The sequence below is a fragment of the Parcubacteria group bacterium genome (assembly GCA_041660065.1).
Lineage (GTDB): Bacteria > Patescibacteriota > Minisyncoccia > Moranbacterales.
In genome coordinates, this window is record JBAZXC010000001.1 from 134,356 (window position 1) to 149,668 (window position 15,313).

At 45.9% G+C, this 15,313-nt stretch carries 12 protein-coding genes; 10 read left to right on the plus strand and 2 right to left on the minus strand.

Going from position 1 to position 15,313, the window contains the following annotated elements; all coding sequences use genetic code 11:
- Positions 1 to 4: 4 nt before the first annotated feature.
- Positions 5 to 3,523: a DNA polymerase III subunit alpha gene (locus WC819_00685; protein MFA5985847.1), complete on the minus strand. Its 3,519-nt coding sequence runs from the start codon at positions 3,521 to 3,523 to the stop codon at positions 5 to 7.
- A 162-nt stretch (positions 3,524 to 3,685) separates the two neighbouring features.
- Between WC819_00685 and WC819_00690 the strand changes: the two genes are divergently transcribed.
- The 9 genes from WC819_00690 to WC819_00730 all read left to right on the plus strand — a co-directional run bounded on the left by WC819_00690 (position 3,686) and on the right by WC819_00730 (position 13,685).
- Positions 3,686 to 4,357: a ribonuclease HII gene (locus tag WC819_00690; protein MFA5985848.1), complete on the plus strand. Its 672-nt coding sequence runs from the start codon at positions 3,686 to 3,688 to the stop codon at positions 4,355 to 4,357.
- Positions 4,358 to 4,429: 72 nt separating this feature from the next.
- Positions 4,430 to 4,714, plus strand: coding sequence for a hypothetical protein (locus WC819_00695; protein MFA5985849.1), 285 nt, complete (start codon positions 4,430 to 4,432; stop codon positions 4,712 to 4,714).
- Positions 4,711 to 8,337, plus strand: coding sequence for a phosphoribosylformylglycinamidine synthase (gene purL / locus WC819_00700; protein MFA5985850.1), 3,627 nt, complete (start codon positions 4,711 to 4,713; stop codon positions 8,335 to 8,337). The genes WC819_00695 and purL overlap by 4 nt, the downstream gene beginning before the upstream one ends.
- Positions 8,338 to 8,572: 235 nt before the next feature.
- Complete coding sequence (locus WC819_00705) at positions 8,573 to 8,719, plus strand: hypothetical protein (GenBank protein MFA5985851.1); 147 nt, start codon at positions 8,573 to 8,575, stop codon at positions 8,717 to 8,719.
- 309 nt (positions 8,720 to 9,028) lie between these two features.
- Positions 9,029 to 9,445: a 30S ribosomal protein S12 gene (gene rpsL, locus WC819_00710; GenBank protein MFA5985852.1), complete on the plus strand. Its 417-nt coding sequence runs from the start codon at positions 9,029 to 9,031 to the stop codon at positions 9,443 to 9,445.
- 44 nt (positions 9,446 to 9,489) lie between these two features.
- Complete coding sequence (rpsG, locus tag WC819_00715) at positions 9,490 to 9,957, plus strand: 30S ribosomal protein S7 (protein ID MFA5985853.1); 468 nt, start codon at positions 9,490 to 9,492, stop codon at positions 9,955 to 9,957.
- A 43-nt stretch (positions 9,958 to 10,000) separates the two neighbouring features.
- Positions 10,001 to 10,903, plus strand: coding sequence for a DUF1189 family protein (locus tag WC819_00720; protein ID MFA5985854.1), 903 nt, complete (start codon positions 10,001 to 10,003; stop codon positions 10,901 to 10,903).
- A gap of 90 nt (positions 10,904 to 10,993) precedes the next feature.
- Positions 10,994 to 13,093: an elongation factor G gene (fusA, locus tag WC819_00725; GenBank protein ID MFA5985855.1), complete on the plus strand. Its 2,100-nt coding sequence runs from the start codon at positions 10,994 to 10,996 to the stop codon at positions 13,091 to 13,093.
- Positions 13,094 to 13,247: 154 nt separating this feature from the next.
- Positions 13,248 to 13,685, plus strand: a complete 438-nt coding sequence (locus tag WC819_00730) for a hypothetical protein (protein ID MFA5985856.1) — start codon at positions 13,248 to 13,250, stop codon at positions 13,683 to 13,685.
- Between the two features lie 98 nt (positions 13,686 to 13,783).
- Here the strand turns inward: WC819_00730 and WC819_00735 are convergent, their stop codons facing one another.
- Entirely contained in the window at positions 13,784 to 13,984 is a 201-nt protein-coding gene (locus WC819_00735; protein MFA5985857.1) for a cold shock domain-containing protein, read from the minus strand.
- A gap of 195 nt (positions 13,985 to 14,179) precedes the next feature.
- On the opposite strand from WC819_00735, the gene WC819_00740 reads away from it, so the two are divergent.
- Positions 14,180 to 15,223 carry an RDD family protein gene (locus tag WC819_00740; protein MFA5985858.1) on the plus strand — a complete coding sequence of 348 codons (1,044 nt, stop codon included), beginning with the start codon at positions 14,180 to 14,182 and terminating at the stop codon, positions 15,221 to 15,223.
- The last annotated feature ends 90 nt before the right edge of the window (positions 15,224 to 15,313 follow it).

Below are 15,313 nucleotides of genomic sequence, written 5' to 3' on the forward strand. Positions count from 1 at the left end.
TTTTTTATTCCTGCGTAATTGCTGACGCGTCAACGATCGTGCACAGTTTTGCTTTGCATGCGTCGGTAAATGTGATGATATAGGATGTGCGCATTTTTTGTCCGTTGTGGATGAGAAATACATGAGCATTGCCACTCTCGCAGGTATCGAGAATTTCTTTGATCTGCGCGATGGTCTCGTAGGTGCTGTTGTCGGGGAGGGTGATAAATAATTTGGTTTTGGTGAGAAGGGTATTTTTTTCTTCCTTCTTTTTTGTGATGCTTTCTTTTGTGTCACCGTATTTTTTGCGGGTACTCATGATGCTTTTTGCGTAGTCATTTTTTTCCGGTACGATCTCTTCGATCTCGTTGGCGATAAATTTGAGTTCATCGTCTTTGTCGGAAAGATTTCCTTTCATCACAACAGCCTTGCCTTCTACGAGGAGGTCTTTGTGTTCTTCCAGCATCTTGGGAAAAATCAGACATTCCGTTGTGCTTTTGCCGTCTTCGAGTGTGACAAATGCCATATTTTTTCCACTTTTTGTCAGGATGATTTTGATCGCGATGATGATGCCACCGATCGAGATCATTTTATTTGCTTTGTCTTTTTTGAGATCATTGAGTGGTGTACACATATAGTCGAGGAAATCGCGGTATTCGTTGGATGGGTGATCGGAGATGTATAGACCGATGAGTTGTTTCTCCCATGCGAGGTGTTGTCTTTTGCCGGAGTCGATGCCTTTTTTGAGTTTGATCTCTGCGCGCGAGAGGAGTTCGGTGCCAAAAAGGGAATGCTGATTGGTCTGTGTGCTGGAACGCAAGTCTTTGACAAATGCGAGAATGGTGTCCATGGTAGCAAGGATATCATCGCGTGATGCAAAACTGTCGAACGCGCCAACCATCGCCAGAGCGTCAAGTGATTTTTTGTTGAGATCGCGGATGGTAATGCGTGTGCAGAGGTCGGAGAGATCTCTATATTTTCCACCGCGTTTGCGCTCTTCGACAATTTCGCGCGCAACAGGACGTCCGACGTTTTTGATCGCATTGAGTCCGAAGCGGATGCGCGGATTTTTCTTTTTTATGTCGGCGGGATCATAGATCACGGCAAACTCCTGGAAACTTTCATTGATATCGGGTGGAAGGACGGTAATGCCCATATCGCGACACTCGGCGGCCTCGATCGCGATGCGGTCGGTGTTGCCTTGGTCGGATGTCATGAGCGCGGCCATGAATTCTGCTGGATAGTGCGCTTTGAGATAGGCGGTCTGATAACCGATGAGACCATAGCACGCCGCATGCGAACGATTGAATCCATAACCGGCGAATGGTTCGATGAACGCAAAGACTTTTTCTGCGATCTCTTTTTTCACACCATGAGCAACACATCCTTCGACAAATTTGATCTTTTGCTCTTTGATGAGTTTGATGATCTTTTTGCCCATCGCCTTGCGCAAGATGTCCGCTTCTCCCAGTGTGAATCCTGCCAAATCCTGTGCGATACGCATGACTTGTTCTTGATAGACGGCAACGCCATAGGTGTCAGCGAGGATCGCTTCCAGCTTGGGGTGGAGATAGGTTACTTTTTTCTTGCCGTGCTTGCCATCGACGAAATCAGGGATCCATTCCATCGGTCCCGGACGATAGAGAGCAACCATTGCGATAATATCTTCCAATACAGTTGGCTTGAGTGCTTTGAGATAGCGTTTCATGCCACTGGATTCCAATTGAAATACGCCGGTGGTATGCGCGCTTTGTAAGAGTTTGTATGTTTTAACATCGTCAAGAGGGATTTGCTCGATGTCGATCTTGCGTCCGTGGATCTTTTTGACAATGCGGAGGGTGTTTTGGATGATCGTAAGGTTTTTGAGTCCCAAGAAGTCCATTTTGAGTAGCCCGATCTTTTCGACGGCGGAGAATTTGGTGCTGGATGCATATTGCGTCACTGTTGCTTCATCATCACCGGAGACGCGTTGCATTGCGGTGTATTCTACAACGGGTTTGTCTGTGATCACAACGCCGCATGCATGTACGGAAGAGTGACGGCACAAACCCTCCAAGCGTCTGGCGGTATCAATGAGGTCGCGTGCATCGGAATTTTCCTTATGGAGACGCTTGAAATCCGGTACTTCTGCCAGTGCTTTGTCAATCGATGTAAGCTCGGGGATGAGTTTTGCCACTTGATCGCAAAAATTATATGGATAGTTCAATGCGCGTCCGGCATCACGTATGGCGGCACGGCCGGCCATTGTTCCGAATGTGATGATCTGCGCCACATGATCTGCGCCATATGTTTTGCGCACATATGCCAACACATCGTCCCGACGATCGTCTGCAAAGTCCATATCAACATCAGGCATGGAGACGCGCTCAGGATTCAAGAAACGCTCAAAGAGAAGTTTGTACTCGATCGGGTCCATGTTGGTGATACCGGTGAGATAGGACACAAACGATCCGGCGGCAGATCCGCGTCCCGGACCGACGACGATCCCATCGTTTTTTGCCCAGTTGACGAAATCTTGCACGATGAGGAAGTAGGAGGCATAGCCGGTTTTTTTGATGATATCCAATTCATATTCCATGCGCTTGCGCTGGATGCTGGTGATATTCGTGCCGAATTTTTTGACGAGGCCTGCCTCAGAAATGTCGCGCAGGTAGTCATCGGCGGTTTTCCCCTCCGGCAGAGGAAAGGACGGCAGTTTGGTGTTACCGAGTTCCAATTCAAACGTGCATCGTGCGGCAATCTTTGTTGTGTTTGTGATCGCTTCGGGCACATCGGAAAAGATCGCAGACAGTTCTTTTTCTGTGCGAAATGAGAGGTCAAACTGTTTCATATTCGGTCGGTCTCCGTCATCCACCTTGCGATTCATTTGAATACATAAAAGCACATCGTGGATATCGCTGTCGTTTTTATTGATATAGTAGACATCACCGCAAGCAACAAGTGGAATTTTTGTATCACGACTCAGTTTTTTCAGTCCTTCATTGATCTTTTGTTGCGGTGGAAAATTCGGATGGTCGTTGAGTTCAAGATAAAAATGATCTTTACCAAAGATATTCTCATAGAGGAGTGCTTTTTCCTTGGCTTGTTCATAGCCATCGTTTTGGAGGAGCTCACCGATCTCGCCGGAGTTGTTGCCGGAGAGAGCGATGATTCCTTCGTGGTGCGTGCGCAATACATCATAGTCTACGCGTGGTTTGTAATAAAAGCCGTCGAGCTGTGCGATCGTGATGATCTTGAGGAGATTTTTATAACCGATCTCATTTTCGGCAAGAAGTACGAGCTGATTGGTTTTGCGTGATTGGAGGGAGGCGGTTTTTTTATCCATGCCACCGGGTGCTATGAGGATCTCTGTGCCGATGATCGGGCGAATGCCGCGTTCCTTTGCTTTGACGGAAAACTCCACTGCGCCATACACTGCACTTTTGTCTGTGAGTGCGAGTGCTGTCATGCCGTTTTTTTCTGCCGCGTCTAACAGATCATCGATCTTTGCAAGACCGTTTAAGAGAGAATGATCGGAATGGACATGAAGATGCGTGAATGACATAGTTTTATTAGGGGGTCCTGTCACTCGTGAGTGACGGGATTTGATGATCAAACTGTTTTTAGATGGTTATGGTAGATTTCTATGACATTGTAGCATATAATCGTATAAGGGTATAAGTTTTGATAATGGATACGTAATAACAGCTTGTCACTCACTAAAATTATGAAAATTGCAACTTTTGAGAAGGAAAAAGCATATGGTGATGCCGGGTACGAGATGATTGTTGGTGTCGATGAGGTGGGACGCGGACCGTTGGCGGGGCCGGTGGTGACGGCGGCGTGTGTGATCAAAGATGTGGCGCACATTGCCTGTGACACGGATCGCGACAAAAGATGGGATCTCATCCGTGATTCCAAGCTTCTTAGCGAAAAGCAACGCAAGGAAGTGTACGCATTTATTGAAGAATTTTTTTATATCGGCATAGGGCTGAGCACGCCAGACACGATCGATCGGATCAATATTCTCCAAGCGACATTTCTCGCGATGAAAAAGGCGGTCGTCGATCTTGAGCGCGTGATCGATAAGGCGTGCGCATATGCTGATGCACAGCGGATGATCGTGCTCATTGATGGCAATCAATTGATCCCGAATTTTACACGTGAACAAGCATGTGTATCAAAGGGTGATCAGATCGTAAAATCGATTGCCGCCGCGTCGATCATCGCCAAAGTGACGCGGGACACAATGATGGAAAAATATGACGCGCAATATCCGCAGTATGGTTTTGCCGCGCACAAGGGCTATGGCACCAAGGTGCATATGGACGCACTCACACAGTATGGCGCAACACCGATCCACAGGAAAAGTTTCGCACCGGTAAGAAATGTGCTATAAATTTGCTATTTCAAGGCGCTTTGTTACAATGAAGGACTCGCTTTTTGCGGGTTGGAAGTTCTTTGTAAACGTGTGGAAACATGCGAAAATAGCAAGAAATGTCAGAAATCATCGTTTTCTGTTGCAGGTCAATTAAACTCAAGAAGGAGAGAAGCCATGTTGCGTTTTTACAGAAAGGAATTGACGGATGGATCGGAGGATGTGGAATATTGTTTCAATGTGGAAATTTCTGCGGTACTTACTGATGAGGAGATGGCCAATTTGATGCAAATTCTCACGACGGGTTTGTTACACGTGCGTTATCCAGGGTCTCAACATATGAAGATCAAGATGTTGTTGAGATCGGTCCGCGTGTGAGTGTTGCGACAGCATATTCGACCAATCTGGTTTCTGTCTGCAGAAGTTGCGGATTGGATAAGATCATGCGTATTGAACGGTCGCGGAGATATGTTATCCCTGCAACGACCGACAGAGCATATTTTATCCGCACACATCACGATCGTATGACGGAGATGGTATATGATGAACCGCTTACGACGTTTGATACAGGCGTTGTGCCAGAGGAAGTGTATACGATTCCATTGATAGAAAATGGACCGGATGCACTGTGTGGTATCCCGGGTATTTCAATGGACGAAGCTGACCGTCAGTTTTACTACAAACATTTTGTAGAAGAGCACGGAAGGAATCCTACGATTGTTGAGATCATGGATCTCAACAATGCCAATTCAGAGCATTCTCGCCACGGTTTCTTTAAAGGGAAACAAATTATCGATGGCGAGGTAAAAAAGGAAACATTGTTTGATCTGGTGACCTCAACTCTCGTGGCAAATCCTGAGAGTTCGGTGATCGCGTTCAAGGACAATTCCAGTGTGATCGAGGGATATGACATTGAAACAATTATCCCGGAAAATCCTGGATTTCCTTCGGCATTCACGCACGTACAGTGCACGTATCTGCTTTTGCTGACAGCTGAAACACACAATTTTCCGACCGGTGTGGCTCCATTTCCCGGGGCCGAGACTGGAACAGGTGGGAGAATTCGTGATGTGCAGGCGACAGGGAGGGGCGGGTTTACCATTGCCGGTACAGCCGGTTATTGTGTGGGAAATATTCATTTTCCCGATCATAAGGTAAGTGGGCAATATCCTTGTCCGAGTAATCTGGCGACAGCATTGCAGATCGAGATCGAAGCGAGCAATGGAGCATCGGACTATGGAAACAAATATGGTGAGCCACTTATCGCCGGATTTACCAGATCGTTTGACATGATGTTGGAAAGCGGTGAGCGATGGGGTTTTATAAAACCCATTATGTTCACCGGTGGTATCGGTCAAATGGATGCACGGCATACTGAAAAGGCGGAACCGGAAAAAGGGATGCTGATCGTGCAAGTTGGCGGACCGGCGTATCGTGTCGGGTTTGGCGGCGGAGCGGCATCGAGCATGCTTCAAGGTGAAAATGATGCGGGACTGGATTTCAATGCGGTACAGCGCGGTGATGCGGAGATGGAACAAAAGATGAATCGTGTCATCCGTGCGTGCAATGAAATGGGAGGCAAAACCATCGTCGAGGTTATTCACGATCAAGGTGCCGGCGGACCTGCCAATGTTTTGAAAGAGTTGGTAGAAAAGTCAGGTGGCAAGATCGAGATACGCAACATTCGTGTTGGCGATCCGACGATGTCGGTTTTGGAAATCTACGTTGCGGAATATCAGGAGCGTAACGGTTTCTTGATTCGTCCGGAAAACAGAGAACAGTTCAAGGCAATTTGCGAGAGGGAAAAAGTGGGCTGTGAATTTTTGGGCGAAGTGACGGGAGACTTGCGTTTCATCGTCAATGATGCACAGGATGATTCAACGCCGGTAGATATTGCGTTGGATAAACTTTTGGGGGGTATCCCTCAAAAAGAGTTTCGGGACAATTCTGTTGACCCGAAATTGGTACCGCTTACTATTCCGGAAAGTCTTACCGTATGGGATGCTTTGTGGACGGTTCTACGTCTTCTTTCCGTCGGATCAAAACGGTTTTTGACCAGCAAGGTAGATCGTTCTGTAACGGGATTGATCGCGCAACAGCAATGTTGCGGTCCACTGCAATTGACAGTTGGTGATGTGGCAATTGTTGCTCAATCGCATTTTGGACTGACGGGAATGGCTACAGCAATCGGAGAACAGCCGATCAAGATGTTGGTGGATCCGGCTGCCGGTGCGCGGATGTCTGTAGGCGAAGCCTTGACCAATCTGGTGTGGGCGAGCGGCGTTGATCTGAAAAAGGTAAAATGTAGTGCCAACTGGATGTGGGCGCCAAAACTTCCCGGTGAAGGAGCGGCAATATATGCCGCCGCTACAGCAATGCGGGATGTCATGATCGAGTTGGGAGTCGCGGTAGATGGTGGTAAAGATAGTTTATCCATGGCCACCATAGTGGAAGGCAAAACAGTCAAGTCACCGCGTGAACTGGTGATCTCTGTTTATGCAGCCATACCTGACATCACGCGGAAAGTAACACCGGATATTAAACGTCCTGGTGAAAGCGTGATTTTTGTCATTGATCCTTCGATGTGGAAAATGCGTATGGGTGGATCAGCGTTGGCACAAGCACTGGATCAGATTGGCGATGAATCGCCGGATATGGATGATCCAATGCTCGTAAAACGGATGTTCCATGCCGTACAAGAACTCATCGATAAAGATCTCATTTTGGCCGGTCATGACAGAAGTGATGGTGGAATTATCACGACACTGCTGGAGATGGCTTTTTCCGGAGATTGTGGGCTGGATGTCACGATGCCGGGGAGTGGCAATGCTTTGGAAATGCTCTTTTCTGAGGAGCTTGGCGTCGTGTGTGAATGTTTGCAAAAGGATTGGAAAGCAGTTGCAGAAGTTTTGAATTCAGCCGGTGTGCCATGGGCGGTTATCGGTGACACTATCGAGGAGAGGCACATCAGAATCAGTTGTAATGGTGACGTCGTGCTCGATGAAGAAATGCGGTTTTTGAGACAATGGTGGGAAGAAACATCCCATCAGTTCGATCGAGTGCAAACCAATCCTGTGTGTGCTGAGCAAGAATACCGAAACATCGTTCTGTGTACGGCTCCACAGCATGTTGTTCCTTTTACCCCATGTCCGACGCCAACACACATTATAAAGGCGACGGAAAAACCGCGTGTAGCGATATTGCGTGAAGAGGGGAGTAACGGCGACCGAGAGATGACCTCCGCTTTTTATCACGCGGGATTTGACGTATGGGATGTCATGATGACGGATCTCTTGGAAGGCAAAGTGAAATTGGATCAATTCAGAGGACTTGTGGCTGTTGGTGGGTTTTCTTATGCCGACGTGCCGGAGAGTGCCAAAGGATGGGCGGCAACGATTCGGTGCAACACGATGCTCAACAAAATGTTTACGGACTTTTATGATCGTCCGGATACATTTACATTGGGTGTGTGCAACGGGTGTCAACTCTTTGCGCTTCTGGGATGGGTGCCATGGCGCGGTTTGTCTGATGAAAAGCAACCACGATTTGTGCGCAATGCCTCGGGTCGCTTTGAGTCCCGGTGGTCAACAGTGAACATTCAAAGCAGTCCGGCCATTATGCTGAAAGGTATGGAAGGATCTACGCTGGGTGTTCCGATCGCACACGGGGAGGGAAGGATATACTTTCCCGATCCGCACATCATGTATGATGTGTATAATGATGATCTGATCCCGATCGTCTACACGGACTATGAAGGAAGTGTTGATGGGGAAGTTTCTCATAGCTATCCTTTCAATCCCAATGGTTCGCCAATGGGCATCGCGGGCTTATGTTCACCGGATGGGCGACATCTTGCGATGATGCCACATCCTGAGAGAGCTTTTCTTTTGTGGCAGTGGCAATGGATGCCTGAGCGGATGAAACGCAAACTCAAAGCATCGCCGTGGCTCACAATGTTCCAAAATGCGTTTGACTGGTGCATAAAAAATACCAGCATATAATTTTAAGGGGGTGATCTCAAAAGCCTGACTGATAAATACAGTCAGGCTTTTTATTTTTACGGATAAGCGTATACATATATTATGATAATGAACTTGGGGGGTGACAAGATCGCGGATCTGTGCTACACTGTCAACTTAGTGGTCCTTTTACAACATGATAAATGGCATAATACTGTCAAAAAAAATAGAGGTGTAGATTTTTTTATGATGAAAAAATATGAGGAGGTTTGCACGCATGAGATGGATAGTTTGTGGACGATACGAGTATGAATATGACGCACATGGCAAGTGCACGGGGTGGTGTCGTTATGTGGACGGTAAACGAGAAGATGGCCGTCATCCGGCATGGCATATCAGAACGGGCGATACGCGCATTACGTAAATGCAAGACATTTCTCACAGGGAACACAAGGGCGATCTCAACAGTAGATCGTCCTTTTAATGTGGTTTTGCATAAAAACATAGTACGCTACATATACAGCGCAATCCCATAATCCCCAAAGTAACATAATCCTACGGCCGTAAGATTATGTTACAATTTCTTTCGCGAAAGTTGTGTTGACAGATCATAAAAAATGAGATATTCTGTACAAAGCTATTTGCGAATAGTGTTTTTTGCTTATATTGGTAATGGGTTACGGTATGAGCAAAAGAGTTGCAAGGATGTTAATTGATCTAATAATAAATTATTGTGCCTACAATCAACCAATTGAAGCGCCGTTCACGCAAGCAACAGAGCAAAAAAAACACGTCGCCTGCGATGACTACGGTTTTCAATACACTGCAAAACAAGCCGGTGAAATCACAGGGTCCGTTTAAACGTGGCGTGTGTCTCAAGGTTTCTACTACAACACCAAAAAAGCCGAACTCCGCATTGCGCAAAATTGCTCGTGTGAAATTGACCAACGGGATGGAAGTCACGGCATATATCGGCGGTGAAGGACATAATCTCCAAGAGCATTCCATCGTAATGATTCGTGGCGGTCGTGTGAAAGATTTGCCGGGCGTGCGTTATCATGTGGTACGTGGCGTTCTTGACTGTGCCGGTGTAGATGGTCGCAGACGCGGTCGTTCAAAATACGGAGCAAAGAGACCACAAAAAGCATAGTCTTAACTGATGATAATTTTTTTTGAAATCTAATTGTAAATTTTATGCCAAGACGTAAGAGAGTTTATAGAAAGTCATGGCGACTTGATCCACAATATGCCAACATATTGGTCGGTCGTTTCATCGGACAAATCATGCTCAACGGAAAAAGATCAACTGCAGAGCGGTTGGTGTATGACTCTTTTGATATTATCCAAAAACGTACCAAAAAAGGCGGTTTGAATGTTTTTGAACAAGCGATCAAAAACGTTTCCCCGCTCGTTGCGCTCAAATCACGCCGTATCGGTGGGGCGAATTATCAAGTGCCGGTACCGGTTGTGGGAGAGAGACGACAGACACTTGCAATGCGATGGATCCGCGAGGCATGTCGCAAAGGCAAAGGCAAAGGTTTCGCAGACAAACTGGCTACAGAACTTATCGCAGCAGCCGAAAAAGAAGGCTCCGCAATGAAAAAACGTGAAGAAACCCATCGCATGGCAGATGCAAACAAGGCATTTGCACATTTTGCATAATATTTTTTGATCCCACGGGAGCATAAAAAAATAAAAAAACAGTATGAAGAAAATAATGTATCGCTTTGTCGATGTGTGGAAGGTTGATTTTCTCACAAAATTTTTTGCAGGAGAACATCGTAATACGTGCACGACGATTTCTTTTTGGGTGCTGTCCAATGTGGTCATTGTTTTTGTTTTGTCTGTGCAGATGTTCGTTTTTCTTTATGCATCAAAAAGCGTCGTGATCGATGGCGTGCAAAATGCTATCGGTGATGGTGCCACGATCACATTTTTGGACGGTCAGATGACCACTGAAAACATCGATGACCCGTTCTTCAGAGAAATCAAAACAACAAATGCCAACGGGCAAAGTGTGACATCGGTCGTGATCATTGATATGCATGCAGATACTTATGATCTTGACGCTTTGGACGAGTATGCGGGCGGTGTGATCGCTTTGCATGATCGTATGTATATCAAAGACGGCAATGATATCACACAAATGTTGTATACCAATGTGCGGAATTTTTCGTTGTCAAAAGAACAGGTCTTGGCGTATATCGATCGATATTATGCAGTGCCGTTTGTCCTTTTGGCGACGGTTATTGTTGGTGTAGTCCTTTTGCTTACGATGATGATCGGACGGACGATTGCCGCGTTATGGTGGGCGCTGATGCTTTATATGATCGGTCTCATTATGAATGTGCGCATGGCATACGACATTGCATTTAAAAGTGTGTTGAATTTGTATTTTGTCCCGATGAGCGTTGTCGTGCTTCTGGGGATTATCAATATACAAATTCCTCTCTTGACAACGGTGATCTTTATTGCGATGTTTGTTGCAAATCTCATATGGCTCAAGAGACACGTTGAGCCGGAAAAAGCCGATACATCTGACGTTGTTGTGACAAAGACGCAAGAAGAAGCGGAAGAAGCAGTCGCGACATCGCCGGAAAAAATGTAAACTATAATATATAGTGACAGGAACTGCACCATGTGGTATAGTGGTACAACAATATAACGTAGATATTTATAAATAAATCAATCAAAACATATGAGTAGCAGTAGGAAGACGCCGATCGGTAAGTTGCGTAACATTGGTATTATCGCACACATTGATGCAGGAAAAACCACGACAACGGAACGTGTCCTTTTTTATACGGGGATTTCACATAAAATTGGTGAGGTACATGAAGGAGAAGCGACGATGGACTGGATGGAGCAGGAACGAGAGCGTGGTATCACGATCACATCTGCGGCAACGACAACTTTTTGGAAAGGTTATCAGATCAATATCATCGACACACCGGGACATGTGGACTTCACTGTAGAGGTAGAGCGTTCGATGCGCGTATTGGACGGTGGCGTAGTCGTCTTTGATGGAAAAGAAGGTGTGGAACCGCAATCAGAGACTGTATGGCGTCAAGCAGACAAATACAAAGTGCCTCGTATTTGCTTTATCAATAAAATCGATAAAGAGGGTGCCGACTTTGATCGTGCATTAGACTCAATTCATCAGCGTTTGACACCGCATGCAATTGCAGCACAATTGCCAATTGGTGAACGTGGGGGTTTTGAAGGCGTTGTCGATCTTGTGACGATGAAAAAAATCACCTTTGGCGGTAAAATGGGTGAGGAAGTGATCGTGGATGAGTGTCCGGAAGAATTGAAAGCAAAGGCGTTGGAATGGCGAGAAAAATTGATAGAAAAAGCTGCAGAGCAGGATGATAGTGTCATGGAAAAATATCTTGCCGGAGAAGAAATTTCTGAGGCAGAATTAAAAGCGGCGATCCGCAAGGGCGTGATTGCGACGACGCTTATCCCTGTATTTACGGGGACAGCTTTGCAAAACAAGGGTGTACAACCGGTATTGGATGCAGTTGTTGATTATTTGCCGGCACCAAACGAAATTCCGCCAATCATCGGTAAAGATCCGAGAAATGCAGAAAAAGAAATTATTCGCAAGGCAACGGATGAGGAGCCATTTTCTGCGCTTGCATTCAAGGTAGCGACGGATCCTTTTGTGGGACAGTTGATCTTTTTCCGTATTTATTCAGGTTCTCTTCAGTCAGGGTCATATGTCGTCAACACGACAAGTGGAAAGAAAGAGCGCATCGGTCGTATCTTGCGCATGCATTCAAACAATCGTGAAGAAGTGCCGGAGCTTTTTGCCGGTGAGATTGGAGCACTTGTGGGATTGAAGGCGACAAAAACCGGTGATACATTATGTGATCCGGACAATCAGGTGGTGTTGGAGTCCATCGAATTTCCGGAGCCGGTGATCGCGATTGCCGTCGAACCAAAGACAAAAGCAGACCAAGAAAAAATGGGGATCGCATTGGGCAAACTTGCCGAGGAAGACCCGACATTTCGTGTGCGCACAGATGAGGAGTCCGGGCAAACGATCATTTCCGGTATGGGTGAATTGCATCTTGATATTATTGTGGACCGTATGCGTCGCGAATTCAAAGTGGAGGCAAATATCGGACAACCACAAGTGTCCTATCGTGAAACGATCACACAGACAGCGGAAGGTGAAGGTAAATTCATCAAGCAGTCCGGTGGACGTGGGCAATATGGTCATTGTTGGGTACGTATTTCGCCGCGTGAACAGGGTCAGGGATTTGAATTCGTCGATGAGATCAAGGGTGGTGTGATCCCGCAAGAATACATCAAGCCGGTACAACAGGGAGCGGCAGAGGCGATGGGTAACGGCGTGATCGCAGGATACCCGATGGTGGACGTTTCCGTTGCACTCTATGACGGTAGTTATCATGATGTTGATTCATCTGAGGCGGCGTTCAAGGTTGCGGGCTCAATGGCGTTCAAAGCGGCCGTGCGCAATGCGAAGCCGATCATTTTGGAACCGATCATGGCAGTGGTGATCCTCACGCCGGAACAGTCTATGGGTGATGTGGTGGGTGATGTCAATGCAAAGCGCGGTATCATCAAAGAGATGAAAGATCGCGGAGAAGGCATGGCAATTCTCAAGGAAATTCATGCTGAGATCCCGCTTGCGTCAATGTTTGGCTATGCAACACAATTGCGCTCAATGTCACAAGGACGTGCAAGTTCCACAATGGAATTCAGTCATTATGCAGAAGTGCCAAATAGCATCGCACAAGAGATCATTGGCAGTAACGAGAAAAAGTAGATCATTACCGGAATCGATGGGAATATGTGCAAACCCCGCATTTGTATGCGGGGTTTGACTTTTTATATTGCATTGTCTATCCTGCATAAGAAGGAGTTCTTTTGTATGTATGGATGTAAAAAACAACATCTTATGACTGTGGAGGTAAGGACGCATGAAATTCAAGCTCGTATTGATCGGTAAGTCATGGAAAGACAACGTGTGGGGGTTGACGATGGTCAATGCTCTCAATGATGTTAAATTTAATGCCGTATTGGCGGATATTTTTGATGCATGTATCGAAGGTGCAAACAAAATGGGACCGGCCGAATTGTATCGGCAAGATGACGACTACGGAAAACATCCCCGTTTTCCTGATCGTGTGGCGATCAGTATTTGTTTTTCGCAAGCGTTTGATAAAGATGGTCGAGATTGGGAAAGGTTTGCAAGATCTGTTGTGGATCATGTAAAGGCAACACTGAGTGATGCACGAAATAAGATGGGAGGATTAACGGAAACGCACAATGTGCAACTTTTTTTTGAAGGACATGTCACGAATTTTTCCGGAGCAAGCAGATTTATCGAAATTGGACCGATGAACATGCACGTGTGATCTTGGATGGTAAAGCAATAACAAAATCAAAAAAGCAGCGATTACTCGCTGCTTTCTTTTTTTACAAAGATGTTTTAAATATCCTGTAAGAAGTCGTATTACGCTCGGCTAACATTCACTGCGTTCTGGCCTTTAGGACCATCAGCAATTTCAAATGTTACGTCGTCACCTTCCTGAAGGTCATTGAATTCAACACCCTGCAATTCAGATGCATGAAAGAACAAGTCTTTTTCTGCACCATCTTGAGAGATGAATCCAAAACCACGGTCTGTGAGACGAGCAATTTTTCCTTTGTTCATCGTTTGGAATAGCTTATATTTGTTACTTTATTCAAATACAGGTGGTCTGTTCGATGAAACTCGACTAAGATCTTCTTACAGTTCTGATTTGATTGCATCAAGTATAACAAGGATTGAAAATTTTGTCAAGGTGTGCCTTGTTGACGCAATGTGATATAATTGTATCGATGTGTAAACAAAAAATAATAAAAATATATGAATCAACAGATTGTGGCGTATCTCCAAACGAACAAAGGGCAGTACACGCAAGAATCATTGGTGGCACAATTGCGTGGTGCGGGACACAATGAGAATGATATTGCTGATGCGGTAAATGCGGTTTATGGGGGCGTATCTGCGTCACCGGTACCAGGTGTGCAAACGGTAAAATATGCGGGATTTTGGATCCGTTTTGTCGCGGTGATCGTCGATAGTATCATTGTTAGCATTGCAGGCGGGATCATAGGATTTATCCTGGGATTTATTTTGGCGGCCGTTGCAGGAACGGGAAGCGACAGTCTTTTTGGAGGCATGTTGTCATCGCTTATCGGTCTGTTGATAACATGGACGTATTTTATTTTCATGACGCATAATTTTCAGGCGACGCTTGGCAAAAAATTATTGGGACTTGAAGTGCGTGCATCAGACGCATCAAGTAAAGCGACACTCGGCAGTATTATTTTACGTGAAACAATCGGCAAACTTCTTTCGATGATCTTCTATATTGGGTATATCATGGCGGGATTCACAGCAAAAAAACAAGGGTTGCACGATATGATCGCAAAAACAGTCGTTGTATATAAAGATCCGCAAAAGAAGTCTTCCACAGCAATTATCGTTACCATTATTCTTCTTGTGGTTTTTATGACAATCGCAATTGTCGGGATCATTGCTTCGGTTATGTTTGTATCCCTCAATTCTGCACGCGATAAAGCGTCAGGTAGCAATTATGAGAGCATAAATGAGATGCCTGGCAATGGCTATGAGAGCACAACAGATCCTGTCGGGGATGTCGGTACGTACGCGGATGCAATTCTGACGCAAGATACGATGCAAGGCGTTGTGGCAAAGCTCTCGATACTCGGATGTGACCAATATGAATCATATGAGCCACATATCCTTACGGATGTTGCATATACCGGAAATGATGTGCGTTCGTGGGAGGAGCGATGGGTCGTCTCCGGTTGCGGGAGTGAATATCCCATAGATATCACATTTACTGAAACGCGTGGAGAGGGCACCGTATGGACGATCAAATAACGGATCAGATGGCATAAATCGACCGCAAATAAAGATAAGAAGATCAATACTGTGGGCACGACATTTTATGCTCGCAGTATTTTTATGTAC